This is a genomic window from Chryseobacterium sp. W4I1 (assembly GCF_030816115.1).
Classification (GTDB): Bacteria; Bacteroidota; Bacteroidia; order Flavobacteriales; family Weeksellaceae; genus Chryseobacterium.
On the sequence record NZ_JAUSXQ010000001.1, the window covers coordinates 1,343,329 to 1,369,186 of the forward strand.

Consider the following 25,858-nt stretch of genomic DNA (forward strand, 5'->3'; position numbering starts at 1 on the left):
ATCCATGCCTTGACTTCGATGATATTATATTGAGAGATTTATCTAGTATGGTCAAACAACTCATGCAATTTCTTCTGCAGAACTTTTTTGTCCGGAAGCTGAGTCTTGTATTCAGAGACCATGGTTGGAGACAGACTTCTGCTTAGCGCATATTCTACCACCTCGCTATCTTTGTCTTTACACAGCAGTACGCCAATACTTGGGTTTTCATTCTGGCGCTTGACATCCCTGTCCAGTGCCTCCAGATAAAAGTTAAGCTGTCCTAGATGCTCGGGTTTAAATTTATCTGCCTTAAGTTCAAATGCGACCAGACATTGCAGACCTCTGTGGAAGAATAACAGATCGATATAAAAATCAGAATTTCCCACTTGCACTTTGTACTCTTCGCTGATAAAAAGAAAATCTCTGCCTAATTCCAGGATGAAGTTTTTCATCTGCTGTATCAGTCCTTTTTGGAGATCGCTTTCATTGAACGTTTCGGGTAAATTCAAAAAGTCAAAGACATAGCTGTCCTTAAAGGTATTGGCAATGTCTGCGTTGGTTTCTCTCAACACTGTTGAGAGTTTTGAATTTCCGATCATGGTTCTTTCAAAAAGGCTGCTGGAAATTTGCCTCTCAAGTTCCCTAAAACTGTAATTTTCCTGCTTTGTGAGTTTGATGTAAAATTCCTGTTCTTCAATTGTTTTGCAACGTGAAAATATAGCCAGATTATGGGACCAGCTGATTTCTCTCAACAGTGTTGAGATTTTTGGAAACTCCTTGTAGGTTTCATAAAACTGCTTCATTCTCCAAAGATTCTTATCCGAAAATCCTTTGATGTCAGGCTCACTGGTCTGGATATAATGAGATAATTCTTTGACCACAGATTGTCCCCATTCACTTAATTCCACCTTTCTACTGATATATTCACCAATATTCCAATATAAAGTGATTAGTTCTGCATTGACTGTTTTTATAGCATTGTTACGAGACCGCTTGATAAGTTCAATAATGTCGGTGAACCTTTTATCCATGATTGTCTTTTTTGAAATTCCCTACAAATTTACAATTAATTATAAACGAATGCTGGTAAGTGCCTTGTTAGTTGAAAGCCAAAAGATTCCTGATAACGCCATTAGCCTAAAATAATTCCAAGGCTCAAACATCTTTGTCCCATAGTTCCGCAAAGTGCGGCACACCATAACAAATTGATGTGTTTCAATTATGAAAAAACAAAGAAAAAAACTACTGGTATCAGGTTTAACCTTTATGGCAGTAACAGGTGTATTTGCCCAAGGCAATGGTACCGCAGGGATCAACGAAGCTACTCAGATGGTCACCTCTTATTTTGAACCGGCTACCCAATTGATCTATGCCATCGGGGCAGTCGTCGGACTCATTGGAGGGGTTAAGGTTTACAACAAGTTCAGCAGCGGTGATCCTGACACAAGCAAGACTGCTGCAAGCTGGTTTGGAGCATGTATATTCCTGATCGTCGCTGCAACCATTCTTCGCTCATTCTTCCTTTAAAAATTATTGTTATGAATACCTATCATATCAATAAAGGCATTGGAAGAACAGTGGAGTTTAAAGGACTCAAAGCACAGTACCTGTTCATTTTTGCAGGGGGATTATTGGGAATACTCGTATTCGTGATGATCATGTACATGGCTGGAATTAATACGTATCTCTGTTTAATTCTCGGAGGAATCAGTAGTGGCCTTCTTATCTGGCAGACGTTCGCACTGAATGGAAAATACGGTGAGTACGGACTTATGAAAATGGAAGCCCGTAAGAAACATCCCAAATACATCATCAGCCGAAGGAGTATTTATCGATATCTGAAAACTAAACGTAAGAGTGCTTCGATATGAGAAATTCTTCCAAGGCAGCAACGTTGGAAAGTAAATTTCCATTGCTGGCAATTGAAAATGATTGCATTATTTCAAAAGGTGCTGATGTTACAGTTTGCTTTAAAGTAAGACTTCCTGAATTGTTTACCGTCGCTTCCACTGAATACGAAGCCATGCATTCCGCATGGTTCAAAGCAATTAAAACGCTTCCTGACTATACGGCTGTACATAAGCAGGACTGGTTTATCAAAGAAAACTATAATCCTGATCTGTCGAAAGAAAACCAGAGTTTTCTATCAAAATCTTTTGAAAGACATTTCAATGAGAGACCATTCTTAAACCATTACTGTTACCTGTTCATTACGAAGACCAGTAGGGAGAGAATGAGGATGCAGAGCAACTTCTCATCCCTGTGCAAAGGAAAGCTGATCCCAAAGGAGATCAAAGACAAAGAGGTGATCAGTCGCTTTATGGAAGCAGTCGATCAGTTCGAAAGAATTATGAATGACAGCGGCTATATCCATCTGGAGAGAATGACCGAAGATGAGATATCAGGAACTGCCGAACGATCTGGAATACTAGAACAATACCTGACCTTGTCGAGAGAATCGAATCCTTCTTTACAGGATATCAAACTCGGATCGGAAGAAATGCGCATCGGCAACAAGCGTATCAGTATGCATACTTTATCCGATACCGATGATTTGCCAGGAACAGTCTCATCACACAGCCGCTATGAAAAGTTAAGCACAGATCGCAGTGACTGTCTGCTGTCTTTTGCTTCTCCGGTGGGACTTCTTTTAAGCTGCAATCACATATACAACCAGTACCTGTTCATTGACAACAGTGATGAGAATCTGTCTAAGTTTGAAAAATCTGCCAGAAATATGCATTCACTGGCAAGATACAGCAGAGCTAATCAGATCAACAAGGAATGGATCGAGAAATACCTCAACGAAGCGCATTCTTATGGTTTGCAATCCATCCGCGCTCATTTCAATGTGATGTCCTGGTCTGATAACCCTGCTGAGCTAAAGCAGTTGAAAAATGATACAGGAAGTGCTTTAGCCCTCATGGAATGTAAACCTCGTCATAATACCACTGATACAGCCACTCTCTATTGGGCAGGCATTCCGGGAAATGCAGGTGATTTCCCGAGTGAAGAAAGCTTTTACACGTTCATCGAACCGGCCTTGTGCTTTTTCACCCAAGAGACCAATTACCAGGACTCTCCTTCACCGTTCGGTATCAAGATGGCTGACCGCCTCACCGGTAAACCCATTCATTTGGATATCTCCGATCTCCCGATGAAGCAGGGGATTATCACCAATAGAAATAAGTTTATTCTTGGACCTTCCGGAAGTGGTAAATCTTTCTTCACCAACCATATGGTACGACAGTATTATGAACAGGGCGCACATGTGCTGTTGGTCGATACCGGAAATTCCTACCAGGGATTATGTGAACTTATTAAAGGTAAAACCAAAGGAGAGGATGGGGTATATTTCACCTATACAGAAGACAATCCTATTGGATTCAATCCATTCTACACCGATGACGGAATCTTTGATATCGAAAAACGGGAGAGTATCAAAACATTGATTTTAACGCTATGGAAAAGAGACGATGAACCTCCAACCCGTTCAGAGGAAGTCGCTTTGTCCAATGCTGTAAGCGGCTACATTGAACAGATTAAGCGTAACGATCAGCATCCCTCATTCAATGGATTCTATGAGTACGTCAAAATGGATTATCAGAAAGTACTGGAGCAAAAGAAAGTCAGGGAAAAGGATTTTGACATAGCCAATTTTCTCAATGTTTTAGAGCCTTATTACAAAGGCGGGGAGTATGACTATCTGCTCAATTCAGAAAAACAGCTGGACTTGCTATCCAGGCGTTTTATTGTTTTTGAAATTGATGCCATTAAAGATCATAAAATTCTGTTTCCCATTGTGACCATTATCATTATGGAAGTCTTTATCAATAAGATGCGAAGACTCAAAGGAATCAGAAAACTGATCCTTATCGAAGAGGCCTGGAAAGCAATTGCGAAAGAAGGGATGGCAGAATACATTAAATATCTTTTCAAGACAGTCAGGAAATTCTTTGGTGAAGCCATTGTGGTGACTCAGGAAGTAGATGATATTATCCAGTCACCGATTGTGAAGGAAAGTATTATTAACAATTCGGACTGTAAAATTCTTCTTGACCAGCGTAAGTATATGAATAAGTTCGATGACATTCAGGCGATGCTGGGATTGACTGATAAAGAAAAATCTCAGGTACTATCCATTAATATGAACAATGATCATAGAAGATTGTATAAGGAAGTTTGGATTGGATTGGGTGGAACGCACTCTGCCGTCTACGCAACGGAGGTTTCAACCGAGGAATATCTGGCTTATACCACTGAAGAAACAGAAAAGATGGAAGTGATCAACCTTGCATCAGAACTTGACGGTAATGTAGAGCATGCCATCAAGCGGATTTCTCTCAAGAGAATCAAATCGAATACGAAAGACAATTAAATCAATTAAAATTTTATAACAATGAAAAATTTAATCATTAAAACACTAATGGTAGGCTTCTTTGCTACCGTAACCTACACCAAAGCACAATTTGTAGTAACCGATCCTGCTAATCTGGCATCAGGTATTTTGAATTCAGCCAATGAGATTGTACAGACTTCATCAACAGTATCCAACGTTGTTAAGAACTTCAATGAAGTTAAGAAAGTGTATGAACAGGGTAAGGAATATTATGACCAGCTAAAAGCCATCAACAATCTGGTAAAAGATGCCAGAAAGGTTCAGCAGACCGTTCTTTTGGTAGGTGATGTTTCTGAGATGTATGTGAATAATTTCGGTAAAATGCTGAATGACCCCAACTTTAATGCTCAGGAATTAGCTTCTATTGCTAATGGTTATTCTGCGCTTCTTACGGAGAGCACGGAGCTGCTGAAAGAACTTAAGGAAATTATTACCTCCAACGGCCTATCCCTTAATGATAAGGAAAGAATGGATGTTGTTGATCGAGTTTACAAGGAGGTCAAGGAATATCATAATCTGGTAAGATACTATACCAACAAAAATATTTCGGTGAGCTATCTGAGAGCAAAAAAACAGAATAACACCCAGAGGGTGTTAAATCTCTACGGAACCTCCAATCAAAAATACTGGTAATATGGAACCGAATAACTTACATCAAGTCCTGCGTTCCGTTTACGAAGAAATGATGCCGATGTGCGCCGATATGGCTGCAGTTGCTAAAGGTGTTGCTGGTTTAGGTGCTCTGTTTTACGTGGCATTGAAAGTCTGGCAGTCCTTGAGCCGTGCAGAACCCATCGATTTATTTCCAATGCTCAGACCCTTTGCCATTGGGATCTGCATTATGTTTTTTTCAACATTAGTCTTAGGTAGTTTGAACGGTGTTATGAGTCCAATTGTTCAGGGAAGTCATTCAATGTTGGAAAACCAGGTATTAGATATGAATGAACTGCAACTGAAAAAAGATCTTTTGGAGCGTGAAGCAATGCTCAGAAACCCGGAAATGGCTTATTTGATTTCTAATGAAGAATTTGACAAAAAATTGGAGGAACTGGGATGGTCTCCATCAGATTTGGTAACCATGTCGGGAATGTATATTGAAAGAGAAATGTTTGCCATCAAGAAAGATATCAGAGATGGTTTTCGTGAGTTTTTAGAAATTCTATTTCAGGCAGCAGCCTTGGTTATTGATACCATTAGAACCTTCTTTCTGATTGTTCTTTCAATATTAGGACCTATTGCATTTGCAATTTCTGTCTGGGATGGTTTCCAAACCACTTTAACCCAATGGTTGACCAGATACATTAGCGTTTTATCTGTGGCTTCCCGTTGCCGATATATTCAGTGCCATTCTTGCCAAGATACAGACTTTGATTTTAGAACGAGATATTGAAATGCTCGCAGATCCCACCTTTATTCCTGATACCTCCAATACCGTGTACATCATCTATATGGTGATTGGAATCATTGGGTATTTTACTGTACCGACCGTTACGGGTTGGGTGATTCAGGCAGGGGGAGCCGGCAATTTTATGCGCAATGTGAACCAGACTGCTACGAAGTCGGGCAATGTGGCTGGAGCAGCAGTAGGTTCTGCAACAGGAAATATTTCAGGAAAATTATTAAAATAAAAATACAGTTCTATGGAATTTAAAATTTTAAGAAATATTGAGAACAGCTTTAAGCAGATTCGTTTGTTTACGTTTGTATTTGCGGTGTTGTGTTTTGGAGTGGTAGGTGTGGTCGTATTCAAATCTTACCAGTTTGCCGAGCAGCAGCGTCAGAAGATCTATGTGCTGGACAACGGCAAATCATTAATGGTGGCGCTATCTCAGGACATGTCGATCAACAGGCCTGTGGAAGCAAGAGAGCATGTGAGACGATTTCATGAATTGTTCTTCACCATAGCACCGGATAAGAATGCTATCGAGAGTAATGTGAAAAGAGCTTTCAATTTGGCTGACCAATCTGCATTCAACTACTACAAAGACCTTCAGGAGAAAGGATATTATAACAGGATTATTTCCGGTAATATCCAGCAAAGGATTGAGGTGGATAGCGTTGTTGCGAACTTCGACAGCTATCCTTATGGCGTAAAAACGTACGCCAGACAGTTCATCATTAGATCCAGTAATCTTACCATCAGAAATTTAATTACGAACTGCTCACTGGTTAATTCTGTAAGGTCTGACAGCAATCCCCAGGGGTTTACCATTGAGAAATTCAATGTGATTGAAAACAAAGATGTAGAAACTGTTGAACGCTAAAATTTCCGTAATGAAAAACCTAAGAGATAAAATCGAACATTATGTTTTAGAGGCGGAGAATTATTGGAAAATGCTTCCCGTAGCGAAGCAAAGATTTCTAACCAAGATTTTCTTTGGTGTTTATTTTTTCCTAACGGTCATCGTCGTTGTCAGTGTCTGTATTTCTACAGGCCAGAGAAGAAATACCATATCAATCAATCATATTGATGGAGTTTCTAAGAAATCGTTTGAAAAAAAATCAGGACAGAATGGTATCGTAAACTCATCCATCAAAAAATAGAATATGAAAGATTCAGAGAACATTAAAATTACAGAAAATGATCTTCCACAAAATTCTCACGAAGTGGGTGATTTTCCGAAAGCTCAATGGGAGAGATTAAAGAAACCTGTCATTTACTTTTTGATGGCTGTCGTGTGTGCATCTTGCATTTACCTCATCTTTAAACCAAAGTCAAATAATGCCATCACTGAGGAGGCTGGTTTTAATGCAGCCATTCCTCAGGCAAAGGACGGACCGTTACAGTCTGATAAGCAAAAGGCGTATGAACAGCAGTTATTGGAGCAAAAGAATGAAGATAAAAGAAATGCGATCACCACCTTATCAGACTATTGGAATGACCAAAATGATTTAAATCCGAATAGTAATCCGTCCGTTTCAACGTATAATACGGGTACTCTTGAGCAATCGGATAAGAATGCTGTAAACAGCTACCGCAACGCCCAACAGACCTTGAGCTCATTCTATGGCAAGGATGATCAAGAAGTCAACAATCTGAGGAAGGAAATTTCAAGATTAAAGAATGAAGCGATTCAAAACAATGCTGTTCCTGAACGTCTTGGAATGAATGATCAGTTAGAACTTATGGAAAAATCATATCAGATGGCAGCCAAATATCTTCCAACAACCCCAAAACAAGAAGAATCAGCACCAAAAGAAGAGGAAGGAAAACTAACTGAAAAGAAGTTTAAGCTGACACCGGCAAAACCAGCACATTCCAGCATTGTCTTTTCATTATACAGAGAGCGGTCGGATAGTGCTTTTATAGCAAGCTTGAATCAAAATAGATTTTATGACACTCAAAATGATACAAAGATTTCAGATCAATCCAAAAATGCAATAAGAGGTATTGTTTATGAGACTAAGGCTATGGTCAATGAAAGTACATTATCCATAAGACTTACAGAAGCAATGCAGCTTGGGCACACTGAAATTCCTCCGGGAAGTTTGTTAATTGCTGCAGGTAAATTTCAGGGCGGAAGACTTCAGTTAACCATATCCTCCATTCAATATAACGGTAATATCTATCCTGTAGAAATCAATGTTCATGACAATGACGGTCAGATGGGGTTGTATGTTCCGTATTCACCGGAGCAGAATGCGGTCAGCGATATTGTAGCTAATATGAGTCAGACATCCGGTACCCATATTATGATGACCCAATCGGCAGGACAACAGATTGCTGCTGATTTGAGCAGGGGAATAGTACAAGGATTGTCGGGGTATTTTCAAAAAAGGGTCCGGCAGCTAAAAGTAACTGTAAAATCAGGTCATCAGGTTTTGCTGGTACCCAAAAATAATTAATCAAAAAATTAAAAAATGAATACACAAAAGAGCCATTATATTCTCATTATGCTATTTCTGCTGTTTATAAGCAGAGCATTTGGTCAGGATTCCGTGATGACCTATGTTTCAATGGAACAAGCCAAGCTGGAACCTTTCAGGATGCAGGTGACCTACAGTAAAACCACTCATGTGATTTTTCCTTCATCAATAAGATACGTCGATCTGGGAAGCGATCTTTTGGTTGCTAATAAAGCAGAGCCTATCGGAAATGTTCTCCGGGTTAAATCTGCTGTCAGAGATTTTGAAGAAGAGACCAATTTTTCGGTCATTACAGAAGATGGAAAGTTTTACAGCTTCGATGTCTTATACAGTGCATATCCTGAGGTCCTCAGTTACGATCTTGTAAAGATGCAGAGAAGCATTGAAAAGGAATATTCAACCGATGTACTTTTTGAAGATCTAAAGGGAAGCTCTTCATCTCTTACGGAATTGATTATGGAAAACCTGTATCGAAAAAGCAAAAAAAGCGTAAAGCATATCGCATCAAAAAGCTTTGGTATTCAGTTTTCTGTTGGTGCATTACACGTAAATGACAATAAATTCTACTTTACCATACAAGTTGATAACAGAAGTAATATAGCTTATGATATTGAATTCATCAATTTTAAAATTGTAGATAAGAAGAATTTAAAGAGAACTGTTATTCAGGATAAGTTGTTGGAACCAATCAGGGTTTATTCGCCGGTGATGACTGCAAAACATAATTCTAAAGTAACGGCTGTTTACTTACTGCAGCAATTTACCTTGTTAAAGGATCAGGTGTTAGTAATTGAAGTTCTGGAAAGAAATGGAGGGCGGCATCAAAAAGTTCAACTGGAGAATACAGAGCTGATCAATGCTAAACTGATCAATAGTTTAAATTTCAAAATCAACTAAGATGAGCAGATTATTGATAGCAACGCTTTTTCTTATTACAATAAATATAGAATCATTTGCACAGCAGATGATTCCTGGACAAACAGGTATTGAATTTTCCTATTCTGTATTTCCAAACTCTCCTAAAAAGCAAAATTATATGTTAAGTACGGGGCTTGTTTCTTACGCAAAGAATGGTCATTATTTTTTTGGACTGGCAGAATATAGCAGGAAATATTATGAATACACAAACTATAATATCCCGATAGACACGTTCCTGCTGAGTGGTGGTTACAGTTTTTATGTATGGGGAGACTTGATGCGAAATGTCAATCTTAATCTAGGAATTGGAGGTCTTGTAGGGTATGAGCAGGTTAATAGAGGTAATGAATTGATTTACGATGGCTCATTGCTTAAGTCAACAGGTAATTTCATTTACGGGGCAAGTAGTAAGTTGTCACTTGAAAGTTATCTGACAGGACATTTGGTTTTTCTGGTTAACGGGCAACTTCGCTTTTTGAAAAATAGTCAAATGGCCGAGTTTCATTGTCTGTTCGGCTTTGGAATAAGATATAATTTTTAAAAATAATATAAAATGAAAAATCTAATTAATAATAAAATTAGAATGCTATTCAAGTGTTTTCTCATACCAGTTATGGTTGGATTACTTGTACAATCTTGTGAGAAGGATGATTTGGAAATTCAGCAGAACTTTCCGTTTGAAGTGTCGGTTATGCCGGTTCCTAAGGAGATAGTCAAAGATGAATATGTGGAGATACGTATTACAATTCTTCCTGAAGGTAATTTTTCAGACACGAAATATTATCTTCGATATTTTCAATTTGAAGGAACAGGAAAGCTACAGTATTATAATACACATCCATATTTTCCCAATGATACCTTTCCGCTTTATGAAAAGGAGTTCAGACTGTATTATACTTCAACCTCGGAAGTTTCACAATCATTCACGGTATGGATTTTTGATAGTTTCGGAAATGAGAAAAAAATTGAATTTCAATTTAACAACAAAAACCAAACAGAGAAATACAATCCCTGGGTTGATCAATTTTATTAGTGCACTATCTGTTGGAATCTTTTATCTATAATTATTTATAAAGGATAGGCATTGATTACTACTTGCGAAAAGATGGTTGACCCTTGAAGGACAATCATCTTTTCGCGACGCTACAAGAATCCAGTCCATAATTGGCTCTGGATTCTTATTTTTAAGAAAATGAGGATTCTTATAATATACCTTCATCTGAAAAGGAGAAGGAATCTATAGAAGTTATTATACAATGATCCAGTAAGTTAATGTTTAATAGTTTGGCAGCCTCCTTTATTTTCTGTGTAATGTGTATGTCCTCACGTGAAGGTGTCAAGTTTCCGGAAGGGTGGTTGTGAGCTATTATAAATGACACGGCATTACATAATAAAGCCCCCTGCATAATGATTCTGATATCAACGAGAGAAGAGGTAATTCCAGATTCTGAAATTTTTTGTATTCCTAAAACCGTATTAGCTTGATTCATATACATTGAATAAAATGACTCTCGGTAATCGATCTGATCTGCATCAAAATGTTCCCGGAAAATATCTGTAGCATCCTTGGAGTTCAGTACTTTTTTTTCGGTATTTCCTTTTCTTGTATAGATCAATTTGATCTCATTTACTATATTATATTTCATTGTTATTGCTCTGAGTACGGCAGAGCCTTTTATTTCCCGTACTTAAGTTAAACAGCCTTTATTTAATGAGTGAACTATTATGTACCTGTTTTTTAGGGTAAAAGCTTTTTCGATCTTTTCTCTTCCCATTCCTCTCCAAGCCTTCTTAGGCTTTAATCAATATTTTTCAAAAGAAAACCGAAAAAAGAAAGCAGATATGAAAATGTTGCCAATAGCAGAAAACAAAAGGAAACGGAATAATTGGAGGGTACCTTTAGGGAGGAAACCGTTTATGCCGTAGTCTTTTGTTGGCATAGGTCGCGGCGGCTGGCAACAATACCTTAGCTGCCTTTTTACCGGTTTATGTTGAAATATTTATAGCCTATATATACCACTTAAATGTTTAATACAGTATTAGCGATTAAGGACTTTAGATGCCAAAGTAATCCATTAAAAGCTATTGTACGCTGCCTGCGGGTTTCTCGCATACTTTTAAGTAATCTTTTTGATAGATGCAAAAATTAAATTTTGAGATGAAATATAATATTATACTGATATAAAAGACATTTATTAGTAACACAAAATCGAAAGTATGGAAGTAAACCTAATCACAAAAGAAGACCTTCAGGAATTCAAAGCCGAATTGCTAGCAGACATTAAAAATCTGTTTAATATCAAAATTTCAGAGCAGAAATTATGGCTGCGATCATCAGAGGTTAAAGAACTTCTGAAAATTTCCACAGGAACTTTACAGAACCTTCGTGTTAGTGGATCTTTATCGTACACTCGTGTCGGAGGAACATTATACTACAGTTACAAAGACATTGAAAAAATGTTGAATAGTAAGGGGTAATTCTCTTCTTAAAAATAACAAAATGAATTACATTAAACATCTCACAGGCTTCTATGGAAAGGTAGCTCAGGACAGTATGCTTAATCCTACACATATCAGCCTATACCTAGCTTTATTCCAATTCTGGAATTTCAACCGTTTCCGAAATCCGGTCAGTATTTCACGCGATGAAGTAATGCGCATCAGTAAAATCCACTCAAAAGCAACCTACCACAAATGTCTTAAGAATCTGCATTCTTCGGGCTATATTGACTATCAGCCGTCCTTTAATCCATTCAAAGGAAGTCAAGTTGTTATGTTGGATTTTGCGCGGGAATTAAAACCTCATCTGAAGCAACAAAAAATAAAAAAATAGATTGTACCATTCTTATTGAAGTATATATATATCGGCTATTGATTAGCAAATAATTTCAAAATCATAAATACTGATTTCTCAAATATATAATTTTGTCAGGGCTTGCAACTAAGTATGAGATTATGAAACATCCTCTCGTAATTTCATACTTTGAGATGTTTGTAGCTGAGTAAGTTTTCAAAAAAATGGTTGCAAATCTGAACGGAAATTTCTACTTTTACTAAGTAAAATTATTATATTTAGATTTTACCACTTTTTGCAAATGTCCTATTTAAGGCCTTTTACAAGATGCTATAGCGAGACACTTATAAATAAAGAGAGTAGGTAAGGTTACAAAATCCCTCTCTCTCCGCTAGGTTAGAAACCAAAATAAGCTTAAACGCTGTAAACATTGATGTTTATAGCGTTTTTTGTTTTGCGCTAGAATCATAAAAAATCAAAATAGGTCACGATTTATATGACCTATTTCGTGACCTATCCTGAGACGGCAAGGCAGTGGACATTGTTGCTAAAAGGTATATTAAGTCGTAAAAGTGGGATAACAAAGGACAGAAAGCAACCGGAAACTCTCAGGAAGTGACACTTAACGTTTATCTTAAAACTTTGAAATAGAAAGTTTATGATTACCATTGCCAGATGCTGAAAGAAGAGCATAATGTTCAGTTACAAAAATATTAAAACCACGCAGCATTATGAAGATTTTGGATAAGAAAGGGAGTGATAATAAGTTGGCTCTAAGAAGCAAACCCTAAGCTATTCCGAATTAATGTGTTTAAAACTGTTTTCTCCAATTGGTATTTGTACTCAGATTGAAATGATAAAGGGTATTGCAAACTAAAAGTTACTGATGCTGGCTGGCTTCGGGTTAAAATCTATAGACGCTGACATTAGGCTTGCACTGCTGGATATGCTTGAAGGCAGATATGGAAATAGCTCAGTTATCATAACTTCTCAGCTAGCAATTGAAGCATGATAAAACTTTATTGATGAGCCAACGCTTGTCGGCGCGATAATAGACAGATTGATAACTCTGGTGTACTTTCGCCCGGAAACAGTGTGTACTTTTGTCAGAATATTCATGAAACCCGTAAAAATTAGTATAAGGAGATAAGGAGGTTTCAACAGGACAATAATGGAAATTAAATCTTTATTAAATGATTTACTCAAACATGGAAGAGAAAACCTACAGTAGTAATTGGGAACTGTTGCCTGGTGTTGGATTAGGAAGAATGGCTTTTCTGATGAGCAGATTACAGATGAAAGCCTTTGATGATTTTTTGTCTTCTCGCGATGTTGAAGGTGGAGCCTGATATTTTTAATTAGCTGGCATCTTTTTGAAAATATGGACTGCGGCATCCAGATCCAGTGCATCCATATCCACAAGCTTTAATGCCTTGACCATGTGGAATGTGGTTGTTTTGTACTTGAGGAAATGCTCCGTTTTCAAATGACATTGGTAAGCCTCTTGGTCTTTATACATTTCCAATATACGTACCTGCGTCGGATTGTCCTTCTGGAACATCGGAAAGATAGCAATTACTCCTTTTTCAAGCCTGACCGATGCCTCGGCTTCGACCTCTAGGGACATTTTGTATTCCTCCAGATACTGAGGATGAATTTCGATTTCTGAAATACGTAACATCATTTCATGTTGTTGTGCATGGGCGGTATTATTTATTAAAAAAAAGGCTATAATCACCGGAGCCGCCCACAGTGACTGCCTGAAGAAATTACTATATTTAAACATATCATTTGACATATACTATTTATTAAAGATTTTTAATTCTTCATTTTTAAGAGGACTGTTGATACTGTTTCAGCCCTATGGCTCTTTCAATAATATTGAACACTTTCCACTAATTATTTTGATGGCCTTATCAAAAAGGAAACTGACTATACAGCAGGCAAGAATATCTGCAACAAAATAATAATCCTGAAAATTGGTATCAATATCGCGGTTATAACTATAATTAGCGGGAATTTAGACGTTCTTCGGACTGCTGTTTTCTTGAAAGTATTTTTCGGACTAGATCAGCCTGCGTTTTGCTGATAAATTTTTCGGTCAGTGCAGCAACTTGGTCCAATTGGTCTTCAGTGATACCGATATTCATTCCCATACCTATGTGTGCCTCCAGCTGAGGCTCTACACCAGTCATAGCGGCTAATGCTGAAATGGTTATAAGTTCCCTCTGCTGATAGCTTAGTACATCACTTTCAAAAATATCAGCAAAAAGATGTTCTTTTAAAAACGCATCTATGCGCGGAGCAAACGAACCAAAACCAGGCGCAGGTTTTGCCTGTGGTGTTTTAGTCAATTGCTCCAAAACCTTTCTGCCTTGTTCGTATTTATTACTTTTCTGATCATTTTCTGCAAATTCTTTACCGGGCTTATCCTTAATACCTCTGGTTTTTCGTTCTTCGAGCACACCTATAAGTGTACTGATACCATTCAGGCTTCTTGGAAAGCCACTATAGGCATAGAGCTGTACTAATAATTCTTTTATTTCACTGACAGTAAGACCTGCATCCAGGCCACCATTCAACTGAATTTTTAAATTTTCAAGGTCTCCAATTGCGGTGAGAGCGGAAATTGCAACGATACTTTGCTGTTCTTTATTTAAAGTATCGGTTCTAGATTGTGCATTCATTGTATTTACATTTAAAATAAGGCTCAAAATAATTATCCATTGGCAAAAGAACCTGTGATATTTCATTTTAATAATTATTTGTTATTAACCTGATTGTATTCACTATCTGTAACAGGTTTAAGCCAAGTCACATTTTCATCGCCCCTATAGTTAGTGACTGCAATGTGGACCATCTTACTGTCTGCGGCTGCTCCGTGCCAGTGTTCAAGATTTTCGGGAATGTTGACAACATCGCCTTTTTTGATGGATTGGGCAGGTTTCCCTTTTTCCTGGTACCAACCTTTACCCTCAGTGACAATTAAGACCTGCCCTTTTGGATGTGTATGCCAAATAGTCCGTGCACCTGGTTCAAAAGTTACGCTGCCCATCGCGAAATCATTGTTTTTATCTTTCGCCAATAATGGTTGTAGAAAAGCATTTCCGGTAAACCATTCATTTGATAGTTTTCCCCCTTGGGGAAATAAGGAAGAATCAAGTTGTGTTTTCATTTCAATATTATTTGTCTGTTTAACTTCGAAATTTTTATTACTGTTGCTACTACACGAAATCTGGATCAGCAGACCACTTGTAATGAGCATTATCGTTTTGAATTTTATATTTCCTATCATATCTTATATTCAGATGTAATCTCTACTTTTTTATTGCTCTTCAATGCGTTCAAATCTAACGTTATCTATAGACCCTGAGATTTGAAATGCCTCTTCACCGTTATCTATATGACCAATTTTCACTAAACCTTCCGAATAGCTAAAATCTTTGTAGAATATGGCAATATTACCCCAAGGGGCATAGTAGCTTATATCACCAACTGTAGGCTTAACACCAGCTGGCGCACCTTGGATAGATAATTTCTTCGCGGGGGTGAAAACTTTTTCTGTACTGGCATAATCCTGCAGTTTTACAGTAAAGGGTAATAATGCGATGAAGTCCCTTGTGGTGGGATTATCGTCTAAAGTTGCTGTGAGGGAGCGGTCCCCAACTATTATTTTAATTTTCATATTGTCTTCTTTTTTTACGGTTTCATTTACTCCTTTATAGGGTCGATTATTTTTACTGCAGCCATATAACTGAGTGATCGACAAAACAAGAAATAAGAAGTATACGTTTTTTAATATATTTGTTTTCATCGTTTAACTTAATTTTAAAAGTTAGTTACCCAACTTACAAGATAACCAAAGTTACATCGAGGGCACGTTGTTTACTTTATATAAATCACGGAATTGTTTACCAATTTCACCTATTTCTAATCAATTGTATCAATATAAGTGCCTGTTTGCTAAATTTGTAACATAAAAAATTAAGTCATGGACAAGGTAGAAAGGATTGATACTGTGAAACAGTATAACAATTACATTGGTGTAGATACATTGCATCCTTTGGTAAGTGTCATCAACTTTGATGATGTTGATCCTATTCAATACTTTAAAAGATATATGGGTATATATGCCGTATTCTTAAAGGATATAAAATGCGGTGATATCATATATGGATGTCAGCCCTACGATTATGAGGATGGAACCCTGGTATTCGTTTCCCCAGGACAGGTATATGGTATCGATAGCAATGGAGTCATGACAAAACCCTCGGGATATGCTCTTGTATTTCACCCTGATCTACTCGAGCGAACTCATTTAGCAAAAACAATCAAGGATTATACTTTTTTTTCCTACGAAGTAAACGAAGCCCTGCATGTATCTAAAAAGGAACGAAAAACTATTGTAAACTGCCTGAACGAAATTTCAAACGAAATAGAGCAGAACATTGATAAGCATAGTAAAACAGTGATAGTATCAAACATAGAACTGTTTTTAAATTACTGTATGCGCTTTTATGACCGCCAATTCATTACGCGCAGCCATGTGAACAAAGACATTCTCACACGATTTGAAAACCTGCTCAACGAATATTTTCAATCGGGAAAATGTGAGACAATGGGGCTTCCTACGGTAAGTTACTGTGCCGAAGAACTGAATTTTTCTGTTAATTATTTCAGGGACCTTATAAAAAAAGAAACCGGACATACTCCTTTAGATTTTATACAGTCCAGGGTAATTGAAACAGCGAAGTCATTGATTTTCGGAACAGATAAAACCATCAGTGAAATCGCATACCAGTTAGGATTTAAATACCATCAACACTTTACAAGGCTGTTTAAGCAAAAGGTAGGGGTTTCACCTAATGGATATCGAAGTGCGAATTAGCTCTAAACTTAATTCATGCATTTAAAAATCCTGTCAAATACGTTAAATCAATAAAATGACGATAATATACCGTACAGCCAAGTAGATAGTTTTATTAATGCAAAAAACACTTGAAATAGGGGATAGCCTTCTCTACTGCAATTGTCTGTCCGGTGAGATGGCTTACAATAAGTTTTTCCAAGAAAAGTAAATATTTAAAATAATTTATTATTTAGTGGTATAAAGGTCATTTCCTGCTATCGAATAATAACCGTATGGTTTGAAATTGACACCGATGGAATTTACGGGAACATTACCTTTGAGTAGAACTTTAGTATGGTGCTGTCCTACCAAGTGAATGTCAAACTTCGAATGGGGATAAGTTTGATCTTGAATAATATGTTCATATTCCCCGCTATAATTCCATATTAGAATCTATCGACCCGATGGAATAATAGTCGCTTGTTCTCTATAAATTAAGTATGTATTTTTAATTTCTGTCACGTATTTTCTTCTAAATTTTGCTTTTCAAACATATTATAATTTTATTTCTTGAGCTTAAATAAATCGAAAGAATTATACTGGGGATCGTAACCCGTTAAAAGTTTAGTCTTCTGAATGTCAAGTCGTTTATACGTATTATTGGAAATAGCATTTAATATTTCAAATTTTATGTTTTTAGATTCAATACATAGATGAAGGAGCTGATTTAAATCATCGGGATGCAGATAGGCGCTTAAATCCCGAGCATTCATTTCTGTGAAATCTTCCGGAAATTCATAGGCTCCAATTCTAAGACATATTGCAGTTAAGTCACTGCTGAAACAATGGTAGGAAAGCAGGGCTTCTCCAAAACATTTAGAAACACCATATAAATTGCCAGGCTTTATAGGCATCTCGGTGTTAAGCTGAACGTCTTTTGGATAACCTTCTATCGTTTGTGCACTACTTGCATAAATAATTTTTTTACAACCCGCCGCAATAGCGGCATCAATAATATTCTTTGTTCCAATGATATTGGCGTCCAGTAAATCATCAAATGTGGCATCGGGAGTGGCAATACCACCCAGATGAATAACAATATCCATATTTTCACAAGCCTTTATGAGGTATTCCTTATCCGTGAGATTTCCTTGAAAATATTCAATGGATGTATCTTGAGTCTGGGGAGGGTGGAGATCTAAAACTCTAAATTTATAGTGATCTGAAAAAGATTTGATAAAGTGGCTTCCAATTTTCCCGGAACCGCCAGTAATTAATATTTTGTTATGCATAAGTATTTGTTTATGAAATTGTATAAGAAGTGTAAGATATTGGGATAGTTGCAATTCCACTGTCATTGCCCGGATCAGACAAAGGTTGTCAGTGGAAGAACTATAAAAATACTTATCTATGTTCACATGCAGATGCTACATGTTTCAATTGTTTTGCCTCTTCATTTTCTGTACTGTTTTTAGGAAAAGTCATAAAACTCAGAATAAATGTTACTGTCAAAAGTAAAACACTTACCCATAGAACATACTGAACTCCGTAATAGGCACTTACTATCCCGCCGAGAAACGCACCTAAAGAAATTCCAATGTTAAAAGATGAAGTCAATAAACTGTTAACAAATTCCAGTGCATGATGCGGAACAGATTGTGTGGTTCGGATATTTGAAACCAGAAATCCTCCGGTATGGATCATTCCCCATAGAGAGACGATGAGGACCATGGGCATAAAAATTCCCCCAAGATAATAAGCTAGAATCTGTACTGTCACCAAGAGGATTAAAAATAATCTTGCAGTCACAAGTACATTGCGATTCAAAGCTATTCCCATAAGCCAATTCCCTAGCGTTCCCATACCACCGAAAAGGAGCAGCATCATACTGATCTGGGCACCATCCATCTTTGTAATCTGTTCAAGGAAAGCAGTGAGATAGGTATAGCTGGCAAACATTGCTGCTAGTGTGGCAATGCTGGAAATTAGGTTGAGCCACAAAAGAGGGCTTTTCAATATGGCTAGCTGATTCTGTGTGGATTTTGTGTTATCTGCAGGAATAGAGGGGATGAAGAGCAACAGACCAATAAAGGCAATTAAACTTATTGCACTGCTAAGAAAAAATGATGCCTGCCAATGATGGAAAAGGTCCACAGCATAGGTTGTCAAGGGAATACCGAGCACCGTCGCTAAGCTTAATCCCAACATTACTGTCGATACTCCTTTTGCTCCTTTTTCCTTGAATGTAATGGCGATAGAAATATTCCAGAACAGAGGATGCAATATTGCAGGTAATATCCGGGCGATCATAAGCATCGTAAAATTGGTGGAAAATGCAGAGATTAGGTTAGAAAGGACAAATATGCTCATGACCAGACACAGCAAGAACTTGCGGTTTATTTTGGTTGTAAATGAAGTGATAAAGGGTGAAGACACAGCCACAGTTATTGCAAAGGCACTAAGCAGCCATCCTGCGGTATCGATTGATACACCGAATTGCCTGCTAATAGTGGGTAGGATACCAACTATCCCAAATTCAGTGGTAATAATGCCAAAAGCTCCCAGTGCCAGGACATAGATTGATGTTTTCATGAATGCTTACAATTTTGATGTAGCAAATTTGAACAGAAAAATTTAAAAAAATCAGTATATTTTAATGATAAATGGGTAGTTTTGTCCTATGAAAAGAGAGAATATAGATCAATTGGTAAAGGTAGAATACCATCAGGCCGCAAACTGTCCCTTAAAAGACAGCCAATTCTCCTTTTTTCAGATTGTCTATGTTATTTCAGGAAAAGGGTTCCTTAAAATAAATGATAACATTTCTTCATACAGTAAAGGCAGCCTGATTCTCATTACACCAAATGACCAGCACTATCTGGAAATTGTTGAAAAAACAGATCTTTTGCTCGTTAAGTTCAGTGAACGGTATGTAAAAGAGTATAAGTGGAACAGTATTAATTCGATGGAATGTCTGTTGTATGGTGCTTCCTTTTTGTCTGGATGTATTTTACAAAATAAACCGGACATCGTTTTGGTTGATTCAGTCGTAACCTCACTGCTCCATGGTCTGAATCATCCTGACCTCTATCATGAGGAACTTACTCTACACTACGTAAATGCATTGATCGTGATAGCAGCCAGAAATATTTCAAAGATGAGAGCGGAGAATGTAGCTTCGAATGCTGATAAAAGAGTACTGGATATTATCAATTATATTCAGGGAAATATCCATGATCCGGCATTGTTGAAGGTCTCTGCGATATCTCAGAAATTCGGGTTTTCTGAAAGCTATCTTGGGAGTTACTTTAAAAAGCAATGTGGAGAAACCGTACAGCATTTTATATTGAATTATAAAATGAGATTGATAGAGCATCGCCTTCTTTTCAGCGATATGCGTATCAATGAAATTGTAACCGAATTTGGTTTTTCAGATGAAAGTCACCTCAATAAATTTTTTAAGAAGCAACATCATATGAGTTTGACGGAATTTAAAAAGATGAAAAGGCCTAAAGTACTGGCTTGATGGTCATCCTGTAATATTTAGGTTCCGTATATTTTGTGGAATGGGTAATGTCTTTGAATGAATTGAAGAGAAATATAAAATGTTATCCTACTAATATCTATTGGTTATCATTAGAGTTCACCAGTGGGAGGATCAAAAGAATTTGATGGAGAATTGAATTAAATATTTGCTTTTGTCAATAAATTTCACTATATTGATACATGAAAAAAAGCGAAAATCAAGGTATAACACATGCAAGTAAAGTTAACGAAAGAACAAGGGCTATGGAAGTTCTTGAAAAAGCAAAGCAAACGCAAGGGAAAATTACATTCCTAAGGCAAGGGGCTGGTAGAAACTTTAAGCCAAAAAATGAAGAGTCCTAAATTGATTAGCTTATATTGAAGAATAGTATCTTTGTCTATGGACAAAGAAGAGCTAGAAAAAACACGTACTCGAAATAATAACAGCTAAACACATCCACATCGGAGATCACAACGGTAATCTATTCATCGATTTTAATGAAGTTTCCTCTGGTTGACGGCAAAATAAAAGATTGAATTCCAAATAAATCTTTTATTTAAAGAGCAATGCTCTCTGTATTTACAGAGAGCATTGAATACTTTTAGTTATATTGTGAATAGAAAAGGTGACTGATTGCAGCACTTGCCGATGCTCCTGCAGCTCCTGCAGCAACCCCGATCGGGCCGCCTACAAGTCCGCCAAAAAATCCTCCGGCAAAATCCTGAACTCCAATGTATCCGACAACCTGTTCTCTTGTAGGAGGTCTTCTTGCCACGACATCATTCGTTGTATCAAGAAGATCTAAATATGCAGAACCCTCTTTAGAAGACCATAATTCTACCGAACTGATTAAGATTGAAGAACAGTCTTTGTATAACTGCAATTCTTTCTCATCCAGTTTTGCTTCTGAGAATCTTTTGTTAAGGAATTCTTCGTAATTCACATTATCATTTTTTAACAGATAATCGATATCTTCTCTCAAAACGGCATGCAGATCTTCCGACATTCTGTCTTTAACTGAATCAATAACTTCAAAAGGACTATTGAAATTTAAGCCCTGTGCAAAAAGTTCTACATTATCTCTTCCATAGGTGTCAATAAATCCCTGAAGAACAACCTCTTTCTTTTGCTCTGCTGTCATATCCGGAGATATTGTAACATTTCCCATAATAGCTGTAATCATTTCATTGTGAAGTTGACCATAATTTTCCATAATTTTTTCTTTTGCTTGTTTTAATATTAATTTTTTACGATTTTGCAGTAATCAAGAGTTTTAAAAGTGCCTAGGATTCTCATCCCCTTAATTACTGAAACAAAGATAATGGCGGGTAGCGACAGAACTCGTCGTGTTATATTTTCTTTGAAAAAAAATGAAAAAAAATATAGTTTATAAGCGCAAAAAATATCACGAATTAATTGTGTAAAAAAACCGTCATAAGACGGTTAATATAATTTTTTTAAGCTCGTTTTTATAGGAAACTCCAATAAATCCTTTATTTAAAGAGCAATGCTCTCTGTATTTACAGAGAGCATTGAATACTTTTAGTTATATTGTGAATAGAAAAGGTGACTGATTGCAGCACTTGCCGATGCTCCTGCAGCTCCTGCAGCAACCCCGATCGGGCCGCCTACAAGTCCGCCAAAAAATCCTCCGGCAAAATCCTGAACTCCAATGTATCCGACAACCTGTTCTCTTGTAGGAGGTCTTCTTGCCACGACATCATTCGTTGTATCAAGAAGATCTAAATATGCAGAACCCTCTTTAGAAGACCATAATTCTACCGAACTGATTAAGATTGAAGAACAGTCTTTGTATAACTGCAATTCTTTCTCATCCAGTTTTGCTTCTGAGACTCTTTTGTTAAGGAATTCTTCATAATTCACATTATCATTTTTTAACAGATAATCGATATCTTCTCTCAAAACGGCATGCAGATCTTCCGACATTCTGTCTTTAACTGAATCAATAACTTCGAAAGGACTATTGAAATTTAAGCCCTGTGCAAAAAGTTCTACATTATCTCTTCCATAGGTGTCAATAAATCCCTGAAGAACAACCTCTTTCTTTTGCTCTGCTGTCATATCCGGAGATATTGTAACATTTCCCATAATAGCTGTAATCATTTCATTGTGAAGTTGACCATAATTTTCCATAATTTTTTCTTTTGCTTGTTTTAATATTAATTTTTACGATTTGGAGTAATCAAGAGTTTTAAAAGTGCCTAGGATTCTCATCCCCTTAATTACTGAAACAAAGATAATGGCGGGTAGCGACAGAACTCGTCGTGTTATATTTTCTTTGAAAAAAAACGAAAAAAATATAGTTTATAAGCGCAAAAAATATCACGAATTAATTGTGCAAAAAAACCGTCATAAGACAGTTAATAAAATTTTTTTAAAAATTTAATTAGGCTCGTTTTTATAGGGAACTCCAATAAATCTTTTATTTAAAGAGAGCATTGAGTTGAGAACTAAATTTAAACAAAATCTTGTTAATCATACAATTAACAAGATTTTTTGTTTTTATACATAACAAAAATAATTCATTTATGCGTAAAACAAAAGGGTCAAATTCAGTTACTATAAATATTCAAAATCAGAGTAACCGAATTTTTCAAAACCTGGATGGGAAGATACATTGTAGTTAGCTAAATAAGACTTATACAATATTTGAACATCTTATGAGCAAAAAGAGTTATAATTAAATTGATGAATTATTTAAAAGGTTACCGTGATAAAAGTCAGAGGATCTATTCTCTTCTATGCGAAGAAGTTTAAAACCAATAAAGAAGTTTTTATACCTGTTTAAAAAGAATTACGGTTTCCGGAAAACGAATTGAATTAAGTACGAATCGTTTCATTATATTAAATCAATGGTCCCAGGAGGGCAATTGTTTAAATTAACTGTAAATGATGCAGGTTTACATCAACTGCTGTATCAGGTCAAGCCGGACATTGTGCGGGTCATTGAAAGTGAAATGGAACGTATTACACGCACATCAGGATTTACAGCATTTGGTGTAACAGGGATAAAAAATCAGGAAATAATGTCACTTCATACCACCATCCTTTCCCACTTTTCCTCAAATAGTTTTTTCAGGCGTTCCAACTCATTTTTGTATATGGTATTCTTTCTTGTTCCGAAGTAAAGTGTGTTTTCCCAAGGTTGGGTTCCTTGCCAGACCAATTTGATTTTTCCGGTATCCAGTGCCTCGTTACAAAGAAAGTCCGGCACAATAGAGAATCCCTCCTTGTCGCTAAGGCAACGGATGATAGAGCTGATATTGGGTACAATGTAGTTGGGGCTGAAATCAGGATGCTCATTAAAATTCTTCGACCAAAAGTTTTTCAGGTGTTCCATATCGCCTGCTGTACTGTACCATAATTGTTTTTTGAGAAAATCCCTTGCATCGGTAATAGCACCGTTTTCCAACAACGCCATTAGTACTGAAGTATCTGTATTGCTTCCCGCAATCAATACTATCCTTTCTTTGGAAAAGGGTTCATAAACGAGATTTTGTTGATTGCCTTTTTGTGGTGTAACTATCATATCCAGCAAGCCGTTGTCCAAATCCACCTGCATTTGCGGATAAAGCCCGAATTTGATAATCAGATTAAAGGGCAGACTTGCCACGTGTTCTTCCAATGTGTACTGAAATGTTTCAAAGCACATTCCTACACTGATGGTTGACCTTTCCGGTTGCGAACGACGATGGAAGTGCTGTTCGGCACTTTCCATCTTTTTGAGTGGTTCGAGGATAAAGTTGTAGAGGATTTTACCTTTTTCGGTAGGAACCATCTTACGAGGCGAACGGTCAAATAATCTATATCCCGCATAATCTTCCAACGAATTAAGATGCAGGCTTACCCCCGGTTGTGAAATAAACAGTTCCTGTGCTGCCGCAGACAGTGTGCCAGTTTCATATATCGCTCTAAAAGTCCTAAGCCATTCTAGGTTCCACTGCATATCTATCATTTTTATGATACAAATGTACAATTTAAGTTATTTGTATGATACAAAAATATGGTAGAAGTTTGCAGTATCAAATCATTAATATGATAATAACTTAATAAACGTACAATGGATAGAAGAGATTTTATTACAAAGACCTCTTTAGGGGCATCTGCACTGGCTATTCCGGGTTGGGCTGGAGCGGTAGCGAAAACAAAGGAAGAACAAACACTCGGTTCAGCTAAAGGTTTCTGGCCAAATAATTCCCGTTTAGCTATTTCCATATCCCTGCAATTTGAAGCCGGCGGTCAACCCATTTCAGGGGCAGGAGGATTGATACCCGAACCTATTAAAAAAGGCTATCCCGACTTGGCGACTAATTCCTATTTCGATTATGGTGTACAGGAGGGTATTCCACGACTGCTAGATTTATTTGATAAATACGGTGTCAAGGCAACTTCATTTATGGTTGGTAAGGCGGTGGACAACAATCCTGAATTAGCCCGTGAAATTGTAAAGCGTGGGCATGAGCCTGCGGCACATGGTAAAGAATGGGCTTGGCAGTACCATTTATCGAAAGATGAGGAAAGGGAATGGATACGGAGCGTTAAGCAATCCATCGAAAAAGCAACAGGCGTTACGCCATTGGGATATGACTGTTACTGGATGCGTGGAAGTGTACATACATTGAGTTTACTCCAAGAATTAGGCTTTATCTACCACAACAATGATTTGAGCCGTGACGAGCCATACCTACAACAGTTGAACGGAAAGCCATTTGTAACTATGCCTTATACCATACACATGAACGATATAGGGTCTTATGATTTTTCGGGGTTTTCGCCTGCGGACTATGAACAACAACTAAAAGATGAATTTGATCAACTGTACGAAGAAGCGGCAACCCAAAGGCGTATGATGCTGATTAGCTTCCATGACCGTATTTCCGGTCATGCTTCACGTGTCCGTGTAATAGAGCGTTTTCTCAAATACGTGGCACAACATGATGGTGTATGGTATGCCACCAAAGGCGAGATTGCAAAACACGCTTTGGCTACTCCTGATATTACACCGCTTGTAAAGCGTGATGTTGCCGAAAAAAGTGGTCTTGCAGGTAATACAAATTTATAACCAAAAAAAAATCAGTAACATGAAGAATATTATCATCACATTGTTTGTCCTGTTCTTTGGGAGCATGGTTATTCCGGTAAACGGACAAAATTTGGAGAAAATAGGTGAAGAAAAAGCCGCCCATATTGTATTATTCAAATTTAAGGATAGAACGACAACCAAGCAGATACAAAGTTTGAAAAATGAAATCCTGAAACAGAAATGCACTATTCCCGGACTATTGGAAATTTCTTTCGGCGAAGATTTCACAAGTAGGGCAAAAGGCTTTACCCATGCGGAAGTAGCGGTATTCAGGGACAGAAAATCGTTAGAAGACTTCAACACGTCTGACTATCACCAACAGTTAATCATTACGCACATCAAACCTGTGCTGGAAGATATTTTGGTATTGGATTACCAACAAAAGAAATAATACATTATGAGTTCAAGACGAAATTTCA

The 25,858-nt window shown here is 37.2% G+C and carries 29 protein-coding genes and 1 pseudogene; 19 read left to right on the forward strand and 11 right to left on the reverse strand.

Features of this window, described 5'->3' with window-relative positions; translation table 11 throughout:
- Positions 1–38: 38 nt before the first annotated feature.
- Entirely contained in the window at positions 39–1,013 is a 975-nt protein-coding gene (locus QF044_RS06160) for a YhcG family protein (RefSeq protein ID WP_307264952.1), read from the reverse strand.
- Between the two features lie 190 nt (positions 1,014–1,203).
- Here QF044_RS06160 and QF044_RS06165 point away from each other — a divergent pair, with 190 nt between their 5' ends.
- The 11 genes and pseudogenes from QF044_RS06165 (at position 1,204) to QF044_RS06215 (ending at position 10,199) form a co-directional block, all read left to right on the forward strand.
- Positions 1,204–1,509, forward strand: a complete 306-nt coding sequence (locus tag QF044_RS06165) for a DUF4134 domain-containing protein (protein WP_307264954.1) — start codon at positions 1,204–1,206, stop codon at positions 1,507–1,509.
- An 11-nt stretch (positions 1,510–1,520) separates the two neighbouring features.
- Positions 1,521–1,853, forward strand: coding sequence for a DUF4133 domain-containing protein (locus QF044_RS06170; RefSeq protein WP_307264956.1), 333 nt, complete (start codon positions 1,521–1,523; stop codon positions 1,851–1,853).
- Complete coding sequence (locus tag QF044_RS06175; RefSeq protein WP_307264958.1) at positions 1,850–4,360, forward strand: TraG family conjugative transposon ATPase; 2,511 nt, start codon at positions 1,850–1,852, stop codon at positions 4,358–4,360. The genes QF044_RS06170 and QF044_RS06175 overlap by 4 nt, the downstream gene beginning before the upstream one ends.
- A 48-nt stretch (positions 4,361–4,408) precedes the next feature.
- Positions 4,409–5,014 carry a DUF4141 domain-containing protein gene (locus tag QF044_RS06180; protein ID WP_307271960.1) on the forward strand — a complete coding sequence of 202 codons (606 nt, stop codon included), beginning with the start codon at positions 4,409–4,411 and terminating at the stop codon, positions 5,012–5,014.
- Between the two features lies 1 nt (position 5,015).
- Positions 5,016–6,009: pseudogene (gene traJ / locus QF044_RS06185) on the forward strand (conjugative transposon protein TraJ).
- 12 nt (positions 6,010–6,021) lie between these two features.
- Entirely contained in the window at positions 6,022–6,645 is a 624-nt protein-coding gene (gene traK, locus QF044_RS06190) for a conjugative transposon protein TraK (protein ID WP_307264961.1), read from the forward strand.
- 10 nt (positions 6,646–6,655) lie between these two features.
- Entirely contained in the window at positions 6,656–6,925 is a 270-nt protein-coding gene (locus QF044_RS06195) for a hypothetical protein (protein WP_307264963.1), read from the forward strand.
- A 3-nt stretch (positions 6,926–6,928) separates the two neighbouring features.
- Entirely contained in the window at positions 6,929–8,227 is a 1,299-nt protein-coding gene (traM, locus tag QF044_RS06200; protein WP_307264966.1) for a conjugative transposon protein TraM, read from the forward strand.
- Positions 8,228–8,242: 15 nt separating this feature from the next.
- Complete coding sequence (gene traN / locus QF044_RS06205; RefSeq protein WP_307264969.1) at positions 8,243–9,145, forward strand: conjugative transposon protein TraN; 903 nt, start codon at positions 8,243–8,245, stop codon at positions 9,143–9,145.
- A gap of 1 nt (position 9,146) precedes the next feature.
- Positions 9,147–9,707: a conjugal transfer protein TraO gene (locus QF044_RS06210; RefSeq protein ID WP_307264972.1), complete on the forward strand. Its 561-nt coding sequence runs from the start codon at positions 9,147–9,149 to the stop codon at positions 9,705–9,707.
- Positions 9,708–9,719: 12 nt separating this feature from the next.
- Entirely contained in the window at positions 9,720–10,199 is a 480-nt protein-coding gene (locus tag QF044_RS06215; protein ID WP_307264975.1) for a DUF3872 domain-containing protein, read from the forward strand.
- A 169-nt stretch (positions 10,200–10,368) separates the two neighbouring features.
- Here QF044_RS06215 and QF044_RS06220 read toward each other — a convergent pair whose 3' ends face one another.
- Positions 10,369–10,812 (reverse strand): JAB domain-containing protein, encoded by a 444-nt coding sequence (locus QF044_RS06220; RefSeq protein ID WP_307264978.1) that lies wholly within the window; start codon positions 10,810–10,812, stop codon positions 10,369–10,371.
- A gap of 571 nt (positions 10,813–11,383) precedes the next feature.
- Between QF044_RS06220 and QF044_RS06225 the strand changes: the two genes are divergently transcribed.
- From QF044_RS06225 to QF044_RS06235, 3 genes are all read left to right on the forward strand, one after another.
- On the forward strand, positions 11,384–11,644 hold the full coding sequence (locus QF044_RS06225; protein ID WP_307264979.1) for a helix-turn-helix domain-containing protein: 261 nt from the start codon (positions 11,384–11,386) through the stop codon (positions 11,642–11,644).
- 22 nt (positions 11,645–11,666) lie between these two features.
- Entirely contained in the window at positions 11,667–11,999 is a 333-nt protein-coding gene (locus QF044_RS06230; protein ID WP_307264982.1) for a hypothetical protein, read from the forward strand.
- 1,154 nt (positions 12,000–13,153) lie between these two features.
- On the forward strand, positions 13,154–13,309 hold the full coding sequence (locus QF044_RS06235; RefSeq protein ID WP_307264984.1) for a hypothetical protein: 156 nt from the start codon (positions 13,154–13,156) through the stop codon (positions 13,307–13,309).
- A gap of 5 nt (positions 13,310–13,314) precedes the next feature.
- Here QF044_RS06235 and QF044_RS06240 read toward each other — a convergent pair whose 3' ends face one another.
- The 4 genes from QF044_RS06240 to QF044_RS06255 all read right to left on the reverse strand — a co-directional run bounded on the left by QF044_RS06240 (position 13,315) and on the right by QF044_RS06255 (position 15,774).
- Positions 13,315–13,758 carry a putative quinol monooxygenase gene (locus tag QF044_RS06240; protein ID WP_307264987.1) on the reverse strand — a complete coding sequence of 148 codons (444 nt, stop codon included), beginning with the start codon at positions 13,756–13,758 and terminating at the stop codon, positions 13,315–13,317.
- Positions 13,759–13,969: 211 nt separating this feature from the next.
- Positions 13,970–14,647: a carboxymuconolactone decarboxylase family protein gene (locus tag QF044_RS06245; protein ID WP_307264990.1), complete on the reverse strand. Its 678-nt coding sequence runs from the start codon at positions 14,645–14,647 to the stop codon at positions 13,970–13,972.
- Positions 14,648–14,721: 74 nt separating this feature from the next.
- Positions 14,722–15,135, reverse strand: coding sequence for a cupin domain-containing protein (locus QF044_RS06250; RefSeq protein ID WP_307264993.1), 414 nt, complete (start codon positions 15,133–15,135; stop codon positions 14,722–14,724).
- A 150-nt stretch (positions 15,136–15,285) separates the two neighbouring features.
- The gene (locus tag QF044_RS06255; protein ID WP_307264996.1) at positions 15,286–15,774 is read right to left on the reverse strand and encodes a cyclophilin-like fold protein; all 489 of its coding nucleotides are present in this window, start codon (positions 15,772–15,774) and stop codon (positions 15,286–15,288) included.
- A gap of 177 nt (positions 15,775–15,951) precedes the next feature.
- On the opposite strand from QF044_RS06255, the gene QF044_RS06260 reads away from it, so the two are divergent.
- The gene (locus tag QF044_RS06260) at positions 15,952–16,848 is read left to right on the forward strand and encodes an AraC family transcriptional regulator (RefSeq protein ID WP_307265000.1); all 897 of its coding nucleotides are present in this window, start codon (positions 15,952–15,954) and stop codon (positions 16,846–16,848) included.
- 524 nt (positions 16,849–17,372) lie between these two features.
- Here the strand turns inward: QF044_RS06260 and QF044_RS06265 are convergent.
- On the reverse strand, positions 17,373–18,101 hold the full coding sequence (locus tag QF044_RS06265; RefSeq protein WP_307265003.1) for an NAD(P)-dependent oxidoreductase: 729 nt from the start codon (positions 18,099–18,101) through the stop codon (positions 17,373–17,375).
- Positions 18,102–18,213: 112 nt separating this feature from the next.
- Positions 18,214–19,401, reverse strand: a complete 1,188-nt coding sequence (locus QF044_RS06270; RefSeq protein ID WP_307265004.1) for an MFS transporter — start codon at positions 19,399–19,401, stop codon at positions 18,214–18,216.
- Between the two features lie 88 nt (positions 19,402–19,489).
- Between QF044_RS06270 and QF044_RS06275 the strand changes: the two genes are divergently transcribed.
- Positions 19,490–20,335 (forward strand): AraC family transcriptional regulator, encoded by an 846-nt coding sequence (locus QF044_RS06275; protein ID WP_307265006.1) that lies wholly within the window; start codon positions 19,490–19,492, stop codon positions 20,333–20,335.
- A gap of 200 nt (positions 20,336–20,535) precedes the next feature.
- Entirely contained in the window at positions 20,536–20,697 is a 162-nt protein-coding gene (locus QF044_RS06280; RefSeq protein WP_307265008.1) for a hypothetical protein, read from the forward strand.
- A gap of 239 nt (positions 20,698–20,936) precedes the next feature.
- On the opposite strand, the gene QF044_RS06285 is transcribed toward QF044_RS06280, so the two are convergent.
- The 3 genes from QF044_RS06285 to QF044_RS06295 form a co-directional block, all read right to left on the reverse strand.
- The gene (locus tag QF044_RS06285; RefSeq protein ID WP_307265009.1) at positions 20,937–21,548 is read right to left on the reverse strand and encodes a hypothetical protein; all 612 of its coding nucleotides are present in this window, start codon (positions 21,546–21,548) and stop codon (positions 20,937–20,939) included.
- Between the two features lie 329 nt (positions 21,549–21,877).
- On the reverse strand, positions 21,878–22,489 hold the full coding sequence (locus tag QF044_RS06290) for a hypothetical protein (protein WP_307265012.1): 612 nt from the start codon (positions 22,487–22,489) through the stop codon (positions 21,878–21,880).
- 901 nt (positions 22,490–23,390) lie between these two features.
- A complete protein-coding gene (locus QF044_RS06295; protein ID WP_307265015.1) occupies positions 23,391–24,302 on the reverse strand; it encodes a LysR family transcriptional regulator in 912 nt (303 codons plus the stop codon).
- Between the two features lie 114 nt (positions 24,303–24,416).
- Here QF044_RS06295 and QF044_RS06300 point away from each other — a divergent pair, with 114 nt between their 5' ends.
- A complete protein-coding gene (locus QF044_RS06300; protein WP_307265018.1) occupies positions 24,417–25,418 on the forward strand; it encodes a polysaccharide deacetylase family protein in 1,002 nt (333 codons plus the stop codon).
- Positions 25,419–25,437: 19 nt separating this feature from the next.
- Positions 25,438–25,830, forward strand: a complete 393-nt coding sequence (locus QF044_RS06305) for a Dabb family protein (RefSeq protein ID WP_307265021.1) — start codon at positions 25,438–25,440, stop codon at positions 25,828–25,830.
- Positions 25,831–25,858 lie beyond the last annotated feature (28 nt).

Excerpts from the sequence above, each read along its gene's own strand:
- QF044_RS06235 (WP_307264984.1), top strand. The coding sequence starts at position 13,154 with ATGATTTACTCAAACATGGAAGAGAAAACCTACAGTAGTAATTGGGAA.
- QF044_RS06165 (WP_307264954.1), top strand. The coding sequence starts at position 1,204 with ATGAAAAAACAAAGAAAAAAACTACTGGTATCAGGTTTAACCTTTATG.
- QF044_RS06215 (WP_307264975.1), top strand. The coding sequence starts at position 9,720 with ATGAAAAATCTAATTAATAATAAAATTAGAATGCTATTCAAGTGTTTT.
- QF044_RS06265 (WP_307265003.1), bottom strand. The coding sequence starts at position 18,101 with ATGCATAACAAAATATTAATTACTGGCGGTTCCGGGAAAATTGGAAGC.
- QF044_RS06300 (WP_307265018.1), top strand. The coding sequence starts at position 24,417 with ATGGATAGAAGAGATTTTATTACAAAGACCTCTTTAGGGGCATCTGCA.
- QF044_RS06255 (WP_307264996.1), bottom strand. The coding sequence starts at position 15,774 with ATGAAAACAAATATATTAAAAAACGTATACTTCTTATTTCTTGTTTTG.
- QF044_RS06285 (WP_307265009.1), bottom strand. The coding sequence starts at position 21,548 with ATGGAAAATTATGGTCAACTTCACAATGAAATGATTACAGCTATTATG.
- QF044_RS06160 (WP_307264952.1), bottom strand. The coding sequence starts at position 1,013 with ATGGATAAAAGGTTCACCGACATTATTGAACTTATCAAGCGGTCTCGT.
- QF044_RS06175 (WP_307264958.1), top strand. The coding sequence starts at position 1,850 with ATGAGAAATTCTTCCAAGGCAGCAACGTTGGAAAGTAAATTTCCATTG.
- QF044_RS06220 (WP_307264978.1), bottom strand. The coding sequence starts at position 10,812 with ATGAAATATAATATAGTAAATGAGATCAAATTGATCTATACAAGAAAA.
- QF044_RS06275 (WP_307265006.1), top strand. The coding sequence starts at position 19,490 with ATGAAAAGAGAGAATATAGATCAATTGGTAAAGGTAGAATACCATCAG.
- QF044_RS06245 (WP_307264990.1), bottom strand. The coding sequence starts at position 14,647 with ATGAATGCACAATCTAGAACCGATACTTTAAATAAAGAACAGCAAAGT.
- QF044_RS06290 (WP_307265012.1), bottom strand. The coding sequence starts at position 22,489 with ATGGAAAATTATGGTCAACTTCACAATGAAATGATTACAGCTATTATG.
- QF044_RS06230 (WP_307264982.1), top strand. The coding sequence starts at position 11,667 with ATGAATTACATTAAACATCTCACAGGCTTCTATGGAAAGGTAGCTCAG.
- QF044_RS06170 (WP_307264956.1), top strand. The coding sequence starts at position 1,521 with ATGAATACCTATCATATCAATAAAGGCATTGGAAGAACAGTGGAGTTT.
- QF044_RS06295 (WP_307265015.1), bottom strand. The coding sequence starts at position 24,302 with ATGCAGTGGAACCTAGAATGGCTTAGGACTTTTAGAGCGATATATGAA.
- QF044_RS06180 (WP_307271960.1), top strand. The coding sequence starts at position 4,409 with ATGGTAGGCTTCTTTGCTACCGTAACCTACACCAAAGCACAATTTGTA.
- QF044_RS06210 (WP_307264972.1), top strand. The coding sequence starts at position 9,147 with ATGAGCAGATTATTGATAGCAACGCTTTTTCTTATTACAATAAATATA.
- QF044_RS06225 (WP_307264979.1), top strand. The coding sequence starts at position 11,384 with ATGGAAGTAAACCTAATCACAAAAGAAGACCTTCAGGAATTCAAAGCC.
- QF044_RS06305 (WP_307265021.1), top strand. The coding sequence starts at position 25,438 with ATGAAGAATATTATCATCACATTGTTTGTCCTGTTCTTTGGGAGCATG.
- QF044_RS06250 (WP_307264993.1), bottom strand. The coding sequence starts at position 15,135 with ATGAAAACACAACTTGATTCTTCCTTATTTCCCCAAGGGGGAAAACTA.
- QF044_RS06195 (WP_307264963.1), top strand. The coding sequence starts at position 6,656 with ATGAAAAACCTAAGAGATAAAATCGAACATTATGTTTTAGAGGCGGAG.
- traM (WP_307264966.1), top strand. The coding sequence starts at position 6,929 with ATGAAAGATTCAGAGAACATTAAAATTACAGAAAATGATCTTCCACAA.
- QF044_RS06270 (WP_307265004.1), bottom strand. The coding sequence starts at position 19,401 with ATGAAAACATCAATCTATGTCCTGGCACTGGGAGCTTTTGGCATTATT.
- traN (WP_307264969.1), top strand. The coding sequence starts at position 8,243 with ATGAATACACAAAAGAGCCATTATATTCTCATTATGCTATTTCTGCTG.
- traK (WP_307264961.1), top strand. The coding sequence starts at position 6,022 with ATGGAATTTAAAATTTTAAGAAATATTGAGAACAGCTTTAAGCAGATT.
- QF044_RS06280 (WP_307265008.1), top strand. The coding sequence starts at position 20,536 with ATGAAAAAAAGCGAAAATCAAGGTATAACACATGCAAGTAAAGTTAAC.
- QF044_RS06240 (WP_307264987.1), bottom strand. The coding sequence starts at position 13,758 with ATGTCAAATGATATGTTTAAATATAGTAATTTCTTCAGGCAGTCACTG.
- QF044_RS06260 (WP_307265000.1), top strand. The coding sequence starts at position 15,952 with ATGGACAAGGTAGAAAGGATTGATACTGTGAAACAGTATAACAATTAC.